This window comes from Microbacterium sp. BE35, from assembly GCF_031457705.1.
GTDB lineage: Bacteria > Actinomycetota > Actinomycetes > Actinomycetales > Microbacteriaceae > Microbacterium > Microbacterium trichothecenolyticum.
On the sequence record NZ_JAVDXD010000001.1, the window covers coordinates 1,043,901 to 1,060,915 of the forward strand.

The window sequence follows — 17,015 nt, forward strand, 5'->3', positions numbered from 1 at the left end:
CGGGTACAGACACCGAGGTTCACAAAGAAGACGAGATAGAAGAACATGGCAGAAGACGAACGTCCCGACGTGAACGCCGAGCACGACCACGGCCGCATCGACCAGGTGGACCTGCAGCTCGAGATGCAGCGCAGCTACCTGGACTACGCGATGGCCGTCATCATCGGCCGCGCGCTCCCCGACGTGCGCGACGGCCTGAAGCCGGTGCACCGCCGCGTGATCTACGGCATGTACGACGGCGGGTTCCGTCCCGACAAGTCGTTCTCGAAGTGCGCGCGCGTCGTCGGCGAAGTCATGGGTCAGTACCACCCGCACGGTGACACCGCGATCTACGACGCCCTCGTCCGTCTCGTTCAGCCGTGGTCGCTGCGCTACCCGCTCGCGCAGGGTCAGGGCAACTTCGGCTCGCCCGGCAACATGGGCGCCGCCGCACCGCGGTACACCGAGACGAAGATGGCTCAGCTCGCGCTCGAGATGGTGCGCGACATCGAAGAAGAGACCGTCGACTTCCACGACAACTACGACGGTCAGACCCAGGAGCCGTCCGTTCTCCCGGCGCGCTTCCCGAACCTGCTCGTCAACGGCTCCGTCGGCATCGCGGTCGGCATGGCGACCAACATCCCGCCGCACAACCTCCGCGAGGTGTCCGCCGGCGCGCTGTGGGCGCTCGAGCACCCGGAGGCGTCGCGCGAAGAGCTGCTCGAGGCGCTGATGGAGCGCATCCCCGGTCCGGACTTCCCGACCGGTGCGCAGATCCTCGGCACGAAGGGCATCCGCGAGGCGTACCGCACCGGCCGCGGCTCGATCACGATGCGCGCCGTCGTGTCGATCGAAGAGATCCAGGGCCGCACCTGCCTCGTCATCACCGAGCTGCCGTACCAGGTCAACCCCGACAACCTCGCGGTCAAGATCGGCGACCTCGCGCGCGACGGCAAGATCACCGGCATCGCCGACATCCGTGACGAGACCTCGGACCGCACCGGTCAGCGCCTCGTGGTGGTGCTGAAGCGGGACGCCGTCGCCAAGGTCGTGCTGAACAACCTGTACAAGCACACTCAGCTGCAGGAGAACTTCGGCGCCAACATGCTCGCGATCGTCGACAACGTGCCGCGCACGCTGTCGCTCGATGGTTTCGTCACGCTGTGGCTCGAGCACCAGATCGAGGTCATCGTCCGCCGCACCAGCTTCCGCCTGCGCAAGGCCGAAGAGCGCATGCACATCCTGCGCGGCTACCTGAAGGCGCTCGACGCGCTCGACGAGGTCATCGCACTCATCCGCCGGTCGCCGAACGCCCAGGAGGCGAACGAGGGCCTGCAGAAGCTCCTGGACGTCGACGAAGCTCAGGCCGACGCGATCCTCCAGCTGCAGCTGCGCCGTCTCGCGGCTCTCGAGCGGCAGAAGATCATCGACGAGGCCGCCGAGCTCGAACTTCAGATCGCCGACTACAAAGAGATCCTGGCCACGCCGCAGCGCCAGCGCGACATCATCCGCGAGGAGCTCACGGCGATCGTCGACAAGTTCGGCGACGAGCGCCGCACGCACATCCTCCACGGATTCGACGGCGACATGTCGATGGAAGACCTGATCCCCGAAGAGGAGATGGTCATCTCGGTCACACGCGCCGGCTACATCAAGCGCACGCGCAGCGACAATTACCGCCAGCAGCACCGCGGCGGCAAGGGCGTCAAGGGTGCGCAGCTGCGCGCCGACGACGTGGTCGAGCACTTCTTCGTCACCACGACGCACCACTGGCTGCTGTTCTTCACGAACAAGGGCCGCGTGTACCGCTCGAAGGCATACGAGGTTCCGGAGGCCGGGCGCGACGCGAAGGGCCAGCACGTCGCCAACCTTCTGGCGCTGCAGCCCGATGAAGAGATCGCCCAGATCCTCGACATCCGGGACTACTCGGTCGCGACGTACCTCGTGCTCGCGACCCGCAGCGGCCTGGTCAAGAAGACGCGTCTCACCGAGTACGACACGAACCGTCAGGGCGGCATCATCGCCATCAAGCTCCGCGGGCAGGTGCCCGACGAGGGTGACGAGGCCGAGTCCGGGCCCGACGACGAGGTCGTCAGCGCGTTGCTGGTCGATGAGGGCGACGACATCCTCCTCATCAGCCGCCACGGCATGTCGCTGCGCTTCTCGGCGACCGATTCGGCGCTCCGCCCGATGGGCCGCTCGACCTCCGGCGTGAAGGGAATGGACTTCCGCGCCGGCGACAGCCTGCTGTCGGCGTCCGTCGCGGCCGACGACGGATACGTCTTCGTCGTGACCGAAGGCGGCTACGCGAAGCGCACCGCGGTCGATCAGTACCGCATGCAGAATCGCGGCGGGCTGGGCATCAAGGTGGCCAAGCTGAGCGAGGATCGCGGCGATCTCGCTGGCGGTCTCATCGTCTCCGAGGACGACGAGGTCTTGGTGGTTCTTGCCAGCGGCAAGGTGGTACGCTCTGCCGTGGCCGAGGTCCCCGCCAAGGGTCGAGACACGATGGGAGTCGTGTTCGCCCGCTCCAGCGACGACGATCGCATCATCGCGATCGCGCGCAACGGCGAACGGGGCCTCGCAGAAGAATCCGAGGATGCAGCCACCGACGGCGCCGACGCAGCACCGTCGTCCGAGCCCCCCCAGTCGACGGACACCCTCGGATCGGATGCCTCCCCCGAGACCCCCGAAGAGAGCACTGACGCATGAGCACGGTAGCCGACAAGCTCGCCAAGAAATCGAGTCACAAGACCAGCGCGAAGCAGGTTCGCCTGCGCCTGGTGTACGTGGACTTCTGGTCCGCGGTCAAGCTGTCCTTCCTCGCTGCGATCGCCATCGCGGTGGTGACGGTCGTCGCCTTCGTGATGGTCTTCCTGGTGGTGCAGACCACCGGTCTGATCGCGAAGGCCGACGAGTTCTTCTCGAGCTTCTCCGACGGCAGCATCCTGCTGTCGCAGTTCGTGAGCTTCCCGCAGGTGCTGGCCTTCTCGGCCGTCGTCGCCATCCTGAACCTCGTGGTCGTGACGGTGCTCGGCGCCGTGATCGCGGGCATCTACAACCTCGCGGTCAAGGTCACGGGCGGCCTGCTGGTCGGCTTCACCTCGAACTGACGCACGACGCCCGAGCGCCGGCACCCGTGGATTCGATCCCGGATGCCGGCGCTCGGCGTCTGCGGGTCAGACCACCGTGGTCCCGAGCAGCGTGCCGATGAGCCAGGTCGCGACGAGGGCGAGCGCGCCGCCGATGACGAGGCGGATCGCGGCGCGCCCCTTGGGAGCTCCGCCGAGGTGCGCGGAGACGGTGCCCGTGACGGCCAGAGCGATGAGCACCGCCACGAAGGTGACGGGCACGCGCCACTCGGGCGGCGGGAGCAGGATGGCGAGGAACGGCAGCAGGGCACCGAGCGTGAACGAGACGGCTGACGAGATCGCCGCGTGCCACGGGTTCACCAGGTCGTTCTGGTCGATGTGCAGCTCGACCTCCAGGTGGGCCGACAGCGCGTCGTGCGCGGTCAGCTCGAGGGCGACCTGACGCGCCGTCGAATCCGACAGGCCACGGTCGCGGTAGAGCTGGGTGAGCTCGTCGAGCTCCTCCTCGGGCATATCGCGCAGCTCGCCGCGCTCCTTGGCGATCAGCGCCCGCTCCGAGTCGCGCTGACTGCTCACCGAGACGTACTCGCCCAGCGCCATCGAGATGGCTCCGCCGACGAGGCCGGCGATGCCGGCAGTGAACAGCGCGGCGGTGTCGGTCGTCGCGCCCGCGACACCGACGACCAGCGCCGCGACCGAGACGATGCCGTCGTTCGCGCCCAGAACGCCGGCCCGGAGCCAGTTGAGGCGCTCCCCAAGCCGGACGTCGTGCGGCTCATCAGGATGGGAGATCTCTGTCACGGTCCCAGTCAACCAGCCCGATTCGTGAAATCCGGAATCGTCGGGTAAAGTCTTGGAGGTTGCGGAGCGCAGTTTCCGCAGTCAAACGGGGCTATAGCTCAGGCGGTTAGAGCGCTTCACTGATAATGAAGAGGTCCCAGGTTCAAGTCCTGGTAGCCCCACCGTAAGCCCCGGGGCCTTAGCTCAGTTGGTAGAGCGCCTGCTTTGCAAGCAGGATGTCAGGAGTTCGAATCTCCTAGGCTCCACAGACACGAAGCCGGTTCCGAGAGGGACCGGCTTCTGCGTTCTCCCCTGAGCCCCGCGCAGTTAGGGTGAAGCATGGACCTGCGCGTCGCGGCGTACGCGGTGATCGTGGACGACCACGATCGCATCCTGCTCGCGCACTGGAACGAGGGCCGCCGCGCCGCTTGGACGATGCCCGGTGGCGGCCTCGAGCCCGGCGAGGACCCCGAGAGCGCCGCGCGCCGCGAGGTCAGGGAAGAGACCGGCTACCGCGTCGAGATCGATGGGCTCCTCGGCATCCATTCCCGTGTGATCCCGCCAGGACGCCGCCTCAAGCCCGGCGCGGACCTCCCGCTTCACACGCTGCGCATCGTCTACCGTGCCCGCATCACCGGCGGGCGCCTCCGCAATGAGACGGACGGCTCCACGGATCGCGCCGAATGGTTCGCGCTCCCCGAGGTCCGCGCGCTGCAACGCGTCAAGCTCGTCGACATCGCCCTCGACATGGCGGGGATCGAAGTGCCGCCGGCGGACTGAGGGAGACGGATGCCGTCAGTCGATGGGCTGCGAGATGTCGGCGACCGTCGCGCCGTAGGCGGCGATGAGGGCGTCGGCGTCGACGAACATGCTGTACCCGTGGGCGCCAGCCCCCATCGCGATGCGCTGACCCACGATCTCGGCGTCGGCGTAGATCGGCCAGTCGTGCGTGCTGCCGAGCGGCACGATGGTGCCCCGCTCGTAGCCCGTGGCCGCGAGGGCGCGCGCCGGATCCGGCAGCTGGAGCTTGTTTACCCCGACGATGGCGCGCAGTTTCGGCCAGGAGATCGCGCGATCGCCCGGGATCAGGGCGAACAGGTAGGTGTCGTCGCTGCGCTTGACGACGAGCGTCTTCACGATGCCCGACGGCGGGATGCCGAGGATCGCGGCAGCCTCCGGCAGGCTGTTCGCCGCCGGACGCTCCCGGATCTCGACCTCGAGGCCACGCTCCGCCGCCGCCGCGCGGACGCGGTCGACGCCGGCCAGGGCCTCACCCGTAGCGGGATCAGGCATCCGGTGCGCGCAGCGGGTCGTCCGCGACCCAGAGTTCGTCGTCGGCACGCAGCGTCTGCCACGCGGCGTACAGCACGCCGACCGCGGCGGCGACGCCGAGGATGATGGCGATCACGCCGCCCGCCCCGATGCCCTTCTTCGCCGGAACAGGGGCCGCCTTGGCCCACGAGGACGGAAGGCTGATGCCGCGGCCATTCGCCAGGCGCGAGCGCTGCTCGTTGGCCGCGTCCCACACCGACAGCGCGGAGCCGACCACGGCGCCGGCGGCCGGGATGACCGTGGTGTTGACGACCTTCTTGCCCTTGTCGACATAGGGGGCGGCGTACTTGTCGTAGCCGGCCTGGACCTGCGGCTTGACCTGCTCGCGACCGAAGTGACCGAGCTGACGGCTCGCCTCACGGGCGACGGTCGCGGCCTCTCCGACCAGAACCTGCTGGGCCTCCCAGAGGTTTCCGGCCTGCTTCTGCAGCTTCTCGAGTTCCTTCTTGCGCTTGCGGCTGAGGCTCACGGTTTGCCCTCCCTATCGTGGGGATGTCGGTCTCTTCATCTTGCCAGACCACCGCTGAGACGGGAGGGGTTGCAGGGAACTCTGAGACAATGTAGACATGCCGCTTCACACTGCTGTTGCAACGATCCACACCAACTACGGCGACATCGTCGTCAACCTGTTCGGCGACCAGGCTCCTCGCACCGTGCAGAACTTCATCGGCCTGTCCGACGGTTCGCAGGCGTGGACGCACCCGGCGACCGGCCAGCCGGGCGAGGGCCCGCTGTACAAGGACGTCATCTTCCACCGCATCATCTCGGGCTTCATGATCCAGGGCGGCGACCCCCTCGGGCAGGGCGTGGGCGGTCCGGGCTACAACTTCAACGACGAGATCAGCGGCGAACTCACCTTCACCGCTCCCTACAAGCTCGCCATGGCGAACGCGGGCCTGCGCCGCAACGCGATCACCGGCCAGCCCGAGGGCACCAACGGCTCGCAGTTCTTCATCACCGTCCCCGGCCAGGGCGGCCGCGGCCCGGAATGGCTGCAGGGCAAGCACACGATCTTCGGCGAGGTCGTCGACGACGCCTCCAAGGCCGTCGTCGACACGATCGCCGAGGTGCCGACCGCCGCCGGCGACCGCCCGGTCGAGCCCGTCGTCATCGAGTCGATCGACGTCGCCGCGGTCTGAGCGCGAGCGTCACCGGGCCCGGGGCGGCGACCGCCGCCCCGGGCCATCCGCATCCCTGAGCCCAGGCGAGACAGAGACGGGTCCCTCGTGAGCACGCAGGAATTCCAGCGCAACCGCGACAACTTCTGCTACCGGCATCCCGACCGGCAGAGCTTCGTGCTGTGCCAGCGGTGCCTGCGCACGATCTGCCCGGAATGCCAGACTCAGGGCGCCGTCGGGGTCATCTGTCCGGAGTGCCTCCGCGACCAGCAGAAGGCTCAGTCGCCGGCACAGAAGAAGGCCGAACGGCGGTGGTCGCGCCCCCGTGCGGTGTCGGCGTCGGCCGGCCGGCCCATCGTGACCTACTCGATCATCGCGATCACGGCCTTCGTCTTCCTGCTCACGCTCATCCCCGGCGGCTTCGGCGGCGCCGTCCAGGACGCGCTGTACTACTGGGCGCCGCTGCTCTACCCCGAGTTCCGGGGCACCTCCCAGCCCTGGCGTCTGCTCACCGTTGCCCTCGTTCACTCGGGCATCTGGCATGTGGGACTCAACATGCTCGCCCTGTGGATGATCGGACGCAGCCTCGAGCCGCTCCTCGGCCGCGGGCGGTTCCTCACCCTCTACCTCCTGAGCGCGCTCGGCGGGTCGGTCGCCGTGACGCTCCTGTCGTTCACGACGCCCGTGGTCGGGGCATCCGGTGCCATCTTCGGCCTCTTCGGGGCGCTCCTCGTGATCGGCCGGCACATCGGCGCGAACATCGCCGGTATCGCCCTCGTGCTCGGAATCAACCTCGTGATCGGGTTCATCCCCGGATTCAACGTGTCGTGGCAGGCGCACGTCGGTGGACTCGTCGTCGGTCTGCTCGTCGCATTCATCTACACGCGCACGCGTGCGGTCCGCCAGCGCGGGCTGCAGATCGGGCTGCTCGTCGCGGTCGGCGCGGGGCTCGTGGCTCTCCTGTTCGTGCCGGTCTTCTTCCCCGCGCTCATCATCCTCTGAACAGAGTTATCCACAGGTTCATCCACACCCTGGGGAGAATGACACCGGTGTAATTCACAGGTGTTAACAGACTTGTTAACAACTCCGGATCGGCCGGATCCGCAGCATCCGGGCACGGAAAAACCCCGGTCGCCGTAGACCGGGGTTTCTCTTTCGAAGTGTCGCTACCGCCAGCGCGTCGTCATCAGGAAGCCGATGAAGGCGATGCCGAAGCCGATCACGAGGTTCCATGCCCCGATGTCGGGGATCGGGAACGCCATGCCGCTCAGGTAGAAGACGAGGATCCACACCAGACCGATGAGCATCAGTCCGATCATGATCGGCTTGAACCACACCGGGTTGGGTGCGGCTTCGCCTTCTGCGCGCTCGACGAGCGAGTCGTCGTCTTTGCCGGGTCGTGCCATGCTCAAGAGTCTAACTGCCAGCCGCGCCACAGCCCGCCCTGACTAGAATCCACCTGTGGATGACGCGCTTTCCGGTCAGGGGCGAGCTGCCCGCGGGACTCGAACCCCGCGTCGGCGCACGTCCGTCGTCGGCGTCATCGGCGAGGTCCTCATCACCGCCGGCGTCATCGTGCTCCTCTACGTCGTGTGGCAGCTCTGGGTGGGCGACCTCATCTACGGCGCTGAGCGCAACGCCGAGGGCACGGAGCTGTCGCAGGAGTGGCAGGCGCAGTACGAGGAGCAGACTCCCGAGCCCGCGCCGACCGACGCCGGCACCGACCCCGAGGTCGCGCCCGTCACCGCGCCGCCGCCTGTGCTCGCCGAACCCGCCGACGGACAGACCTTCGCCATCATGCGGATCCCCCGGTTCGGCGCGGACTACGCCGTGCCGATGGCCGGCGGCGTCACGCGCGCCCGCACCCTCGACCCGATCGGCATCGGTCATTACCCCGGCACGAAGATGCCGGGCGAAGCGGGCAACTTCGCCCTCGCCGCTCACCGCACCACGTGGGGCAAGCCCTTCAACCGCATCGCCGATCTGCACGTCGGCGACGCGATCGTCGTCGAGACGCAGGAGGGCTGGTACACGTACCGCTTCCGCACGCTCCAATACGTCAAGCCGAATGAGGTCGAGGTGCTCCTTCCCGTCCCCCAGGCGATGGACGTCCCCGCAGGAACGGCCTACATCACGCTCACGAGCTGCAGCCCGATGTACGCCATGACCGAGCGCATCGTGGCGTACGGCGTGTTCGAGTCGTTCACGCCCCGCTCCGCCAGCGGCGAAGAACCGGCCTCGCTCCAGGCGGTGGCCTGATGTACGCGGGTCTGTGGCGGATCCTCCCCGGCCCGTGGTGGGTGAGGGTCCTCATCCTGCTCGTGCTGATCGCCGCGGTGCTGTACGGACTCCTCTTCTACGTGTTCCCGTGGGTGAGCCAGTTCGTGAACCCGCAGGAGGTCACCGTCACCCTCCCCGCGGCGTCCACGCCGACGCCCTCGTCGTGACCGACCCCTCCTCGTCGGCGCCGATCCTCGTCGTCGACAATCACGACAGCTTCGTGCACACCCTGATCGGGTACCTTCACGAACTCGGCGCCGACACCGATCTCGTCGAGGCGGATGCCCTCGCGGATCCGTCGCGGGACATCGCAGGCCGGCCAGCCGTCCTCGTCTCACCCGGACCCGGTGCCCCCGCCGACGCCGGCGCGTCGATCGAGGTGGTCCGCGCCGCAGCGGCCGGCGGCATCCCTCTCCTCGGCGTGTGTCTCGGCCACCAGGCGATCGGCGAGGCGTTCGGAGCCACCGTCGATCACGCGCCAGAGCTCATGCACGGCATGACGTCGCTCGTGCACCACGACAGCTCACCCCTGTACACCGGACTGCCCGACCCCTTCTCAGCCACGCGATACCACTCCCTCGCGATCGTGCCCGAGACGCTCTCCGATGACCTCGTCGTCACGAGCCGCACGGCGAGCGGGGTGATCATGGGCGTCTCCCATCGCACCGCGCCCATCCTCGGGGTGCAGTTCCACCCTGAGAGCGTGCTCACCGAGGGCGGCTACCGTCTGCTCGGCAACTGGCTCGCATCGATCGGATACACGGATGCCGCGTCCCGCGGCGCTGCGCTGAGCCCGCGGCGCCGAGCCCCCGGGCGGTGAGCCGGCGGGTCAGGCTCCCGTGCAGTAGGTCAGCGTGATCTCGGAGTGGACCGGGACGTCCCCCGGAGTGAGGGACTGCGACGACACCGTCGGCGGGGTGGAGCCCGCACAGTTCGGGTCTTCCGCCGGGATGACCGTGAGGCCGAGGCTCTCGAGCTCCCGGGTCGCCGCATCGACGGTGTAGCCGCGCACGTCGTTGATGGCCACGCGGCCGGAGGCGACCACGAGATTCACCATCGCCCCGGTGGGCACGCTCGCCCCGTCGACGGGGTCGCTCGAGATCACCGTGCCCGCCGCGAGATCCTTGTCGTTCTGCTGAGTGACGGTGCCCAGCTGCAGCCCCGCGCCGGTGATGGCCGAGGTCGCGGCATCCTGTCCGAGGCCGGTCAGCGTCGGGACCGTAGACATCTGCTGTCCGGTCGACACGTAGACCTTCACCTGCTGCTCGGGCGTGACCGAGGTCCCCGCCTCGGGATCGGTGCGGATGACGTTGCCCGCCGCGACGTCGGTGCTCTCCTCGTCGACGCGGATCGCGCGGAGGTCCGACTCGGCGAGGGTGTCGTTCGCCCGCTCGTAGGTCATGCCCGACACGTCCGGCACCTCGCGGACGTTGCCCGGGAGGTCGTCGCGCGGCTGGATCGTGAGCACCCAGAACAGCAGAGAGATGAGCAGCACGCCCAGCAGTGCCACGCCGGCCCAGATCCACGCCACCGGCGGGCCGGCTTGTGTGCGCTTCATCGTGGTGTCGGTGCTCAGCTGACGCAGCGACCGCGCGGTCTCGGCGGCCTGCCGCGGGTTCGGCCCGTACAGCTCGCTCGTGAGGGCCCCGACCTGGCGCTTGGAGGGCTGTCGGCCGTCGACCGTCGCGTCGAGCGCCTCGCGGAAGCCTGCGGCGTCCTGGTAGCGCTGGAACGGGTCCTTGGCGAGGGCGCGCAGCGCGACGGTGTCGAGCGCCCGTGGCACGGTGTCGTTCACCTCGGACGGCGGCACCGGTGCCTCGCTGACGTGCTGGTACGCGACCGCGACGGGCGACTCGCCGCGGAACGGCTGGCGCCCGGTGAGAAGCTCGTACAGCACGACGCCCGTCGAGTACACGTCGGCGCGGGCGTCGACCGGCTCGCCCTTGGCCTGCTCGGGCGAGAAGTATGCGGCGGTGCCGAGGATCTGGGTCGTCTCGGCGACCGTCGACGACGAGTCCGACACCGCGCGCGCGATGCCGAAGTCCATGACCTTCACCTGTCCGGCGTCGGTCACCATGACGTTGCCCGGCTTGATGTCGCGGTGCACCACACCGGCCCGGTGCGAGTACTCGAGGGCCTCGAGGATCCCGTCGACGTAGCGGACGGCATCCGTCACCGGGACGGGTCCCGCCGCGATGATCTCTTTGAGGAGCCGGCCCTTGACGAGCTCCATGACGATGAAGGGCACCGGGCGCACGGTGCCGTCGGGAGCGGTCAGAGAGTCCTCGCCGGCGTCGTAGACGCGGACGATGGTCGGGTGGGCCATGCGGGAGGCCGCCTGCGCCTCGAGGCGGAACCGCGTGCGGAACGCGTTGTCGTCGGCGAGCTCGCGGTCGAGGATCTTGATCGCGACCTCGCGGCCGAGCGTGAGGTCGTACCCGCGGTAGACGCTCGCCATGCCGCCCCGGCCGATCGGCTCATCGATGCGATAGCGCCCCGAAAGCACGCGCGGCTCAGCTGTCACGGTCACTCCCTGCCTGGAACATCAGCCACATTAGCCGAGCCTGAGCGGGTCGCACGTGCCGTACGACCCGCTCGGAGGACTCACTCAGCCAAGCTCACGGCGTGGGCGTCGGGATCGGGGCCGCGGCCTCGATCAGCACCGTCGCCTCGCCGGACGCGCCCGACGTGCGGTTGCCTGCCGTGCCGCCGCTGCAGGTGACGGTATACGTGACGATCACCGTCTGACCGGCCGTGTCGCCCGCCGTCACCGTCGCGTTGCGCGCGTTCTGCGGGAAGTTCGGGCCGTTCTGGATCGTGCCGTTCTGGACCGCGAAGGTGTAGGAGCTCACCGAGCCGGTGCCGGACGGGCACGTGTAGCCGTCCCACATCACCGTCAGGGTTCCGCCGGGCTCCACCGTCGCCGGCGATCCCTGGAACGTCGGGGTCGAGGGCTCCGGCATCGGGGTCTGCCCCGCGTACGCCGTCAGCTCGATGATCGTGCCCTTCGGCACGTTGCCCGTCGGCGAGACGCTGTAGATCTTGCCCACACTGCCCTCATCCGGAGCCGCGTTGCCTTCCACGCAGCTCGCCCCGAGGCCGAGCGCGTCGAGCGCGGCCGACGCGGTGGCGCAGTCCTGGCCGACGTAGTCGTCCGCGACGACGTTCGCCGTGGTGGGCGTCGGCGTCGGGGTGTTCGTCGGCGTCGCGGACGGCGACGCGGACGTCTTCGTCGGGTCGGGCTCCGGCTCGTTGCCCGAGTTCGCGACGACGGCCCAGATCGTTCCGATCAGCACGAGCAGCAGCAGCGCGATGAGCGCGATCAGCGGCCACGTCCACGGGCTGCGCTTCTTCTTCTCGGTCGTCTCTTCGGCGACCTCCTCGCCCGGGGCCGGCATGATGCGGGTCGCCGCGGACGTGTCGGAGCCGGAGGCGAGCAGCTGGGTCGCCGCGTCGCCGGCGGCGGCCGCGCCCGCGATCGCCGGTACGGCTGCGGCGGCGGCAGCGACGTCTCCGCGGCGCAGCGCCGTGGCGGCGCGCGCGACGGCGGCAGCCGAGGCGGGTCGCTCCTCGGGCTTCTTGGCGATCATCGCCATGACGAGGTTCTGCACCGGGACGGCGACCGTCGCGGGCAGCGCGGGCGGCTGCTCGTTGATCTGCGCCATCGCGATCGCGACCTGCGACTCGCCCGTGAACGGACGCTTGCCCGCGAGGCACTCGTACGCGACGATGCCGAGCGAGTAGATGTCGGTGGCCGGCGACGCCGGGTGTCCTGACGCCTGCTCGGGCGACAGGTACTGCACGGTGCCCATGACCTGGCCGGTGGCGGTCAGCGGCACCTGGTCGGCGATGCGCGCGATGCCGAAGTCGGTGATCTTCACACGCCCGTCGGGCGTGATGAGGAGGTTCCCGGGCTTGATGTCGCGGTGCACGAGGCCCGCCGCGTGCGCGGCCTGCAGTGCGGCGGACGTCTGGGCGACGATGTCGAGCGTCTTGTCGGTCGACAGAGACCCGTCGCGCTCGAGGATCGTCGACAGCGCCTCGCCGGGGACGAGCTCCATCACGAGGAAGGCACTGCCGTTCTCCTCGCCGTAGTCGAACACGCTGGCGATGCCCTCGTGGTTGACCAGCGCCGCGTGGCGGGCCTCGGCGCGGAAGCGCTCCAGGAAGCCCGGATCGCCCATGTACTCGTCTTTGAGGATCTTGATGGCGACGGTTCGTCCGATGACGTGGTCGGTCGCCTCCCAGACCTCGCCCATGCCGCCGATCGCTATCCGCGAATCGAGTTCGTATCGGCCGCCGAAGGTCACGCCCTGCGTCGGTCTCATCGTCCCAGCACCGCCTCCATGACCTTCTTCGCGATAGGAGCGGCGATGGTGTTGCCGCTGCCCGATTGTCCTTGCCTGCCGCCGTCCTCGACGACCACGGCGACGGCGACCTCGGGGTTGTCGGCGGGTGCGAACCCGGTGAACCAGAGGGTGTACGGCTCATCGCCCGTGTTCTCCGCGGTACCCGTCTTTCCGGCCACGTCGACCCCGTCTATTCTTGCACCCGACGCAGCACCGTCACTGACATTGGCGACCATCATCGCCACCAGCTCGTCGGCGAGGGCCGTGTCGAGGGCACGCCCGAATTCACTGTCGTCGAAGGTCTTCTGAACGGACAGATCCGGGCCGATCACGCGATCCACCATGCGAGGGTTCATCACGATCCCGCCGTTCGCGATGCCGGCCGACACCATCGCCATCTGCAGGGGCGTCGCCGTGACCTGACCCTGGCCGAAGCCGCTCAGGGCGGTCTGCGCGTCGTCCTGGATGGTCCGGGGGTAGCCCGACGGCGTGGAGATGAGCGGCAGCTCGAACGACAGGTTGAAACCGTACTTCTCGGCCTCTTCGCGGATCGCGGTGTCGCCGAGCTGAACCGCGAGCTCCGCGAACGGGATGTTGCAGCTCAGCCGCAGCGCGTCGGCGAGGGTGACGGTGTCGCCGCCGCCGCACGTGCCGCCACTCGCGTTGTGCACCACGCTCGACGACTGCGGCAGCTGGTAGGTCGCGGGGTTCGGCAGCGTCGACTGGGGCGTGTAGTCGCCCGACGCGAGGGCCGCGGAGGCGACGACGAGCTTGAACGTCGAGCCCGGCGGATTGAGATCGCCCGCGATCGCACGGTTCGACAGCGGCTTGCCGGGGTCGGCGACGAGCGCGTCGTACGCGGCGTTCACCTCGCCGGTGGCATGCGAGGCCAGCACGTTCGTGTCGTAGCTGGGGCTTGTCACCATCGCCAGGATGCGGCCGGTCGACGGCTCGATCGCGATGATCCCGCCTTGCAGGTCGCCCAGGGCCTCGTAGGCCGCCCGCTGCACGTCGGCGTCCAGTGAGAGCACGACGTTCGATCCGCGCGGCGGCTGCCCGGTGAAGATGCGCTCCACGCGCGACAGGAACTGCGATCCCGCCGTGCCGCTGAGCTCCTGGTTCATGGCCTGCTCGATGCCGGTCGCCGAGTTCAGGGCGGGATTGATGTAGCCGGTGACCGGCGCCCACATGTCGGCATCTGTGTACACGCGCTGCCAGCTGTAGAGGTCGCCGGACGGCACCGACGACGCGATGGCCGAGCCGCTCGCGATGATCGATCCGCGCTGCACCTCGTACGAGTCGTACAGCGCACGGCGGTTCGCGGGGTTCGCCGCGAGCTCGTCGGTCTGGATCACCTGGATCCAGCTCGTCGATCCGAACAGCGCGAGGAACATGATCAGCATCAGGATGCTGAGCCGGCGGAGCTCCTTCGTCATGTCAGCCGATCACCACCCTCGGTCGGCTGCGGACGGCATCCGAGATGCGCAGCAGCAGGGCGACGATGATCCAGTTCGCCACGAGGGATGAACCGCCGGCCGCGAGGAACGGTGTCGTGAGTCCGGTGAGCGGGATGAGGCGGGTGACGCCGCCGACCATGATGAACACCTGCAGCGCGATCGTGAACGACAGGCCGGTCGCGAGGAGCTTGCCGAAGTCGTCCTGCCCCGCGAGACCGATGCGGATGCCGCGGCTCGTGAACACCATGTACAGGCACAGGATCGCGAAGACCCCGATGAGACCGAGCTCCTCGCCGAGCGCCGGAAGGATGTAGTCGCTCTCGGCGACCGGCGTGAGGTACGGCCGCCCCTGGCCGAGGCCGGTGCCGAGCAGGCCGCCGTTCGCCATGCCGAAGATGCCGTTGACGAGCTGGTAGCTCGAGTTGTCCATCAGCTCGGGGTTGAACGCGTCGAGCCAGTTGTCGAACCGCGCGCCGACGTACGGCAGGATCCGCGACGCGAGGAACGCACCCGATACCGCGAGCACGACGCCGATGAGCACCCAGCTGGTCTTTCCCGTTGCGACGTAGAGCATCGCGACGAACATGCCGAAGATGAGCACACCGGTTCCGAGGTCGCGCTGCAGCACGATGATGCCGAGCGACACGAGCCAGATCACCAGCAGCGGCCCGAGCTCGCGGGCGCGCGGCCAGGTCATGCCGAGGAAGCGGGTTCCCGTCGAGGTCAGGCTCTCGCGTGTGCGGACGAGGTAGCCGGCGAAGAAGATGCCGAGCGCGATCTTCGCGAGCTCGCCGGGCTGGAACGTGAAGATGCCGAGGTCGACCCAGACATCCGCGTTGCCCCCGCCGCTGAGACCGGGGATCACCGGCAGGATCAGCAGAACGATGCCGACGAACCCGAAGATGTACGTGTACCGGAACAGCACGCGGTAGTTCTTGAGGAACATCACCACGAGGATCGCCGCGACCAGGGCGATCGCCGCCCACGCGAGCTGCCGCGTCGAGAACGCGTCCCACCCGTGGCGCTCCCAGTAGAGGTCGAGCCGGTAGATCATCGCGAGGCCCAGCCCGGTGAGGAGCGTCGCGATCGGCACCACGAACGGATCGGCCGCGCGGGCGCGCAGGCGCAGCAGGATGTGCAGCGCGATCACGAGCGCGGTGAGGCCGCCGCAGTAGACGAGGAACGTCCAGTCGATCACGCCCTCGGAGCCGAGCTGCACCAGCGCGATCGCCGCGCCGTTGATCGCGAACGCGAAGATCAGGAGAGCCAGCTCGCGATTGCGCTGCGTCTGCGGAACCCGGATGCGGCGCAGCGCCCGCACCACGGCGGTGTCGGTCGAGACGGCTTCGGTGGGCGTGCCCGTGGATGTGCTCATCCGCCGCCTCCCGCCAGGTCGCTGATTCCCGACACGATCTGCCGTGCGTGCGACAGGGAGTTCGCCGAGATGGTCTGCTCCACGGTCGCACGGGCGAAGTCCGAGAGCGAATCGAGGGGGATCCCGGTGTCTTCGTAGGGGGTCGACAGCGAGATCGGCCCGATGCTCTGCTGCACGCCCTGGTATATGACGACGGTGTCCTCGTCGGCGCCGACGTAGTACCGCGTCTGCGTCCACTGGTAGCCGATCCATGTGGCCCCGGCGATGATCGCGAGCACGAGCGCGACGCCGGCGATCCAGCCGATGCGGCGGCGACGCGCCCGTCGCCGGTCCTCCTCGATGAGCTCCTCGAGGAACTCAGGCGCCGGCTCGAAGTGCGTCGGCTCGTTCGCCGCCTGGCGGTTCGGGTGCAGCCAGCTCGAGCGCCGCGGCGCGGCCGCGGGCACCTCGACGCCGACCGGGTTCGACGCGGAGCCCACGATGGTGGGGGTCCCCGAGAAGAGCGGATGCTGTCCGCCGACGTCGACGATGACGATCGTGACGTTGTCGGGGGCGCCGCCGTCCAGGGCCTGCTTGAGCAGGTTGTCGGCCGTGCGGCCCGGGGCGAGACCCAGCCCGAGCGCCTTGGAGGTGTGCGGGTCGTCGACAACGCCCGACAGGCCGTCCGAGCACAGCAGCCAGCGATCGCCGGGCTGCGTCGGCATGATGAACGTGTCGAGCTCGGGATCGGTGTCCATGTCGCCGAGCACGCGCATGAGCACCGAGCGGCGCGGGTGGTAACGCGCCTCTTCGGGGGTGATACGGCCCGAGTCGACGAGGCGCTGCACGAAAGTGTGGTCTGTGGTGATCTGCGTGAGGGCACCGTCGCGGAACAGGTAGATGCGCGAGTCGCCGATATGGGCGATCACGGCGTAGTCGTCCACCATGATGAGCGCGCTGACCGTGGTGCCCATGCCGGCCAGCTCCGGCCTGACGCCGACCGTGTCGACGAGGTCGACCGCGGCATCCGAGATCGCATCGCGCAGGGCCCGCTCCGCCTCGGCGGTCGAGTCGAACGGGCGGTCCAGGCCCTCCAGGCGCGAGATCGCAAGGCTCGACGCGACATCGCCACCGGCGTGACCGCCCATGCCGTCGGCCACGACGAACAGGTTCGAGCCGGCGTACCCGGAGTCCTGGTTGTTGGAGCGCACCTTGCCGGTGTGCGAGATCGCGGCGCTCGAGCCCTGGAAGACCATGTGCGAGGGGTCCGCCCG

At 68.8% G+C, this 17,015-nt stretch carries 17 protein-coding genes and 2 tRNA genes; 10 read left to right on the forward strand and 9 right to left on the reverse strand.

Annotated elements, in window-relative coordinates:
• The first annotated feature begins 45 nt into the window (after positions 1–45).
• Positions 46–2,691, forward strand: coding sequence for a DNA gyrase subunit A (gyrA, locus tag J2Y46_RS04545; RefSeq protein ID WP_310240518.1), 2,646 nt, complete (start codon positions 46–48; stop codon positions 2,689–2,691).
• Positions 2,688–3,092: a DUF3566 domain-containing protein gene (locus J2Y46_RS04550; protein WP_045301979.1), complete on the forward strand. Its 405-nt coding sequence runs from the start codon at positions 2,688–2,690 to the stop codon at positions 3,090–3,092. Before gyrA ends, J2Y46_RS04550 begins: the two co-directional genes overlap by 4 nt.
• A 66-nt stretch (positions 3,093–3,158) precedes the next feature.
• On the opposite strand, the gene J2Y46_RS04555 is transcribed toward J2Y46_RS04550, so the two are convergent.
• The gene (locus J2Y46_RS04555; protein WP_310240519.1) at positions 3,159–3,872 is read right to left on the reverse strand and encodes a VIT family protein; all 714 of its coding nucleotides are present in this window, start codon (positions 3,870–3,872) and stop codon (positions 3,159–3,161) included.
• Positions 3,873–3,959: 87 nt separating this feature from the next.
• Between J2Y46_RS04555 and J2Y46_RS04560 the strand changes: the two genes are divergently transcribed.
• From J2Y46_RS04560 to J2Y46_RS04570, 3 genes are all read left to right on the forward strand, one after another.
• Positions 3,960–4,033: transfer RNA gene (locus J2Y46_RS04560), tRNA-Ile, on the forward strand.
• An 11-nt stretch (positions 4,034–4,044) separates the two neighbouring features.
• A tRNA-Ala gene (locus J2Y46_RS04565) sits at positions 4,045–4,117 on the forward strand.
• 73 nt (positions 4,118–4,190) lie between these two features.
• The gene (locus tag J2Y46_RS04570) at positions 4,191–4,631 is read left to right on the forward strand and encodes an NUDIX hydrolase (RefSeq protein WP_310240520.1); all 441 of its coding nucleotides are present in this window, start codon (positions 4,191–4,193) and stop codon (positions 4,629–4,631) included.
• 15 nt (positions 4,632–4,646) lie between these two features.
• Here J2Y46_RS04570 and J2Y46_RS04575 read toward each other — a convergent pair whose 3' ends face one another.
• Together J2Y46_RS04575 and J2Y46_RS04580 are read right to left on the reverse strand one after the other, a co-directional pair.
• Entirely contained in the window at positions 4,647–5,144 is a 498-nt protein-coding gene (locus J2Y46_RS04575) for an aminoacyl-tRNA deacylase (RefSeq protein WP_045301983.1), read from the reverse strand.
• Complete coding sequence (locus J2Y46_RS04580; RefSeq protein ID WP_045301985.1) at positions 5,137–5,652, reverse strand: hypothetical protein; 516 nt, start codon at positions 5,650–5,652, stop codon at positions 5,137–5,139. Before J2Y46_RS04580 ends, J2Y46_RS04575 begins: the two co-directional genes overlap by 8 nt.
• 97 nt (positions 5,653–5,749) lie before the next feature.
• Between J2Y46_RS04580 and J2Y46_RS04585 the strand changes: the two genes are divergently transcribed.
• Positions 5,750–6,322: a peptidylprolyl isomerase gene (locus J2Y46_RS04585; protein WP_045301987.1), complete on the forward strand. Its 573-nt coding sequence runs from the start codon at positions 5,750–5,752 to the stop codon at positions 6,320–6,322.
• Positions 6,323–6,409: 87 nt separating this feature from the next.
• Positions 6,410–7,303 (forward strand): rhomboid family intramembrane serine protease, encoded by an 894-nt coding sequence (locus tag J2Y46_RS04590; protein WP_045301990.1) that lies wholly within the window; start codon positions 6,410–6,412, stop codon positions 7,301–7,303.
• A 164-nt stretch (positions 7,304–7,467) separates the two neighbouring features.
• Here the strand turns inward: J2Y46_RS04590 and J2Y46_RS04595 are convergent, their stop codons facing one another.
• Entirely contained in the window at positions 7,468–7,707 is a 240-nt protein-coding gene (locus J2Y46_RS04595; protein ID WP_045301992.1) for a cell division protein CrgA, read from the reverse strand.
• 55 nt (positions 7,708–7,762) lie between these two features.
• Here J2Y46_RS04595 and J2Y46_RS04600 point away from each other — a divergent pair, with 55 nt between their 5' ends.
• The 3 genes from J2Y46_RS04600 to J2Y46_RS04610 are packed head-to-tail and all read left to right on the forward strand — an operon-like array spanning position 7,763 to position 9,401.
• Positions 7,763–8,560, forward strand: coding sequence for a class E sortase (locus J2Y46_RS04600; protein WP_310240526.1), 798 nt, complete (start codon positions 7,763–7,765; stop codon positions 8,558–8,560).
• A complete protein-coding gene (locus tag J2Y46_RS04605) occupies positions 8,560–8,748 on the forward strand; it encodes a hypothetical protein (protein ID WP_045301995.1) in 189 nt (62 codons plus the stop codon). The genes J2Y46_RS04600 and J2Y46_RS04605 overlap by 1 nt, the downstream gene beginning before the upstream one ends.
• The gene (locus tag J2Y46_RS04610) at positions 8,745–9,401 is read left to right on the forward strand and encodes a glutamine amidotransferase-related protein (protein WP_310240529.1); all 657 of its coding nucleotides are present in this window, start codon (positions 8,745–8,747) and stop codon (positions 9,399–9,401) included. The genes J2Y46_RS04605 and J2Y46_RS04610 overlap by 4 nt, the downstream gene beginning before the upstream one ends.
• Positions 9,402–9,410: 9 nt before the next feature.
• Here J2Y46_RS04610 and pknB read toward each other — a convergent pair whose 3' ends face one another.
• From pknB to J2Y46_RS04635, 5 genes are all read right to left on the reverse strand, one after another.
• A complete protein-coding gene (pknB, locus tag J2Y46_RS04615; protein WP_310240531.1) occupies positions 9,411–11,105 on the reverse strand; it encodes a Stk1 family PASTA domain-containing Ser/Thr kinase in 1,695 nt (564 codons plus the stop codon).
• Positions 11,106–11,199: 94 nt separating this feature from the next.
• Positions 11,200–12,909, reverse strand: coding sequence for a serine/threonine protein kinase (locus tag J2Y46_RS04620; protein WP_310240534.1), 1,710 nt, complete (start codon positions 12,907–12,909; stop codon positions 11,200–11,202).
• Positions 12,906–14,366 carry a penicillin-binding protein 2 gene (locus J2Y46_RS04625; RefSeq protein WP_045302000.1) on the reverse strand — a complete coding sequence of 487 codons (1,461 nt, stop codon included), beginning with the start codon at positions 14,364–14,366 and terminating at the stop codon, positions 12,906–12,908. The genes J2Y46_RS04620 and J2Y46_RS04625 overlap by 4 nt, the downstream gene beginning before the upstream one ends.
• A gap of 1 nt (position 14,367) precedes the next feature.
• Positions 14,368–15,762, reverse strand: a complete 1,395-nt coding sequence (locus tag J2Y46_RS04630; protein ID WP_045302002.1) for an FtsW/RodA/SpoVE family cell cycle protein — start codon at positions 15,760–15,762, stop codon at positions 14,368–14,370.
• A complete protein-coding gene (locus J2Y46_RS04635; RefSeq protein ID WP_310240539.1) occupies positions 15,759–16,997 on the reverse strand; it encodes a protein phosphatase 2C domain-containing protein in 1,239 nt (412 codons plus the stop codon). Before J2Y46_RS04635 ends, J2Y46_RS04630 begins: the two co-directional genes overlap by 4 nt.
• Positions 16,998–17,015: the final 18 nt, after the last annotated feature.

What these genes read in the sequence shown, in the direction of transcription:
- gyrA (WP_310240518.1), top strand. Translation starts at nt 46, where the DNA reads ATGGCAGAAGACGAACGTCCCGACGTGAACGCCGAGCACGACCACGGC.
- J2Y46_RS04550 (WP_045301979.1), top strand. Translation starts at nt 2,688, where the DNA reads ATGAGCACGGTAGCCGACAAGCTCGCCAAGAAATCGAGTCACAAGACC.
- J2Y46_RS04570 (WP_310240520.1), top strand. Translation starts at nt 4,191, where the DNA reads ATGGACCTGCGCGTCGCGGCGTACGCGGTGATCGTGGACGACCACGAT.
- J2Y46_RS04575 (WP_045301983.1), bottom strand. Translation starts at nt 5,144, where the DNA reads ATGCCTGATCCCGCTACGGGTGAGGCCCTGGCCGGCGTCGACCGCGTC.
- J2Y46_RS04585 (WP_045301987.1), top strand. Translation starts at nt 5,750, where the DNA reads ATGCCGCTTCACACTGCTGTTGCAACGATCCACACCAACTACGGCGAC.
- J2Y46_RS04595 (WP_045301992.1), bottom strand. Translation starts at nt 7,707, where the DNA reads ATGGCACGACCCGGCAAAGACGACGACTCGCTCGTCGAGCGCGCAGAA.
- J2Y46_RS04605 (WP_045301995.1), top strand. Translation starts at nt 8,560, where the DNA reads ATGTACGCGGGTCTGTGGCGGATCCTCCCCGGCCCGTGGTGGGTGAGG.
- J2Y46_RS04620 (WP_310240534.1), bottom strand. Translation starts at nt 12,909, where the DNA reads ATGAGACCGACGCAGGGCGTGACCTTCGGCGGCCGATACGAACTCGAT.
- J2Y46_RS04625 (WP_045302000.1), bottom strand. Translation starts at nt 14,366, where the DNA reads ATGACGAAGGAGCTCCGCCGGCTCAGCATCCTGATGCTGATCATGTTC.
- J2Y46_RS04630 (WP_045302002.1), bottom strand. Translation starts at nt 15,762, where the DNA reads ATGAGCACATCCACGGGCACGCCCACCGAAGCCGTCTCGACCGACACC.
- J2Y46_RS04635 (WP_310240539.1), bottom strand. Translation starts at nt 16,997, where the DNA reads ATGGTCTTCCAGGGCTCGAGCGCCGCGATCTCGCACACCGGCAAGGTG.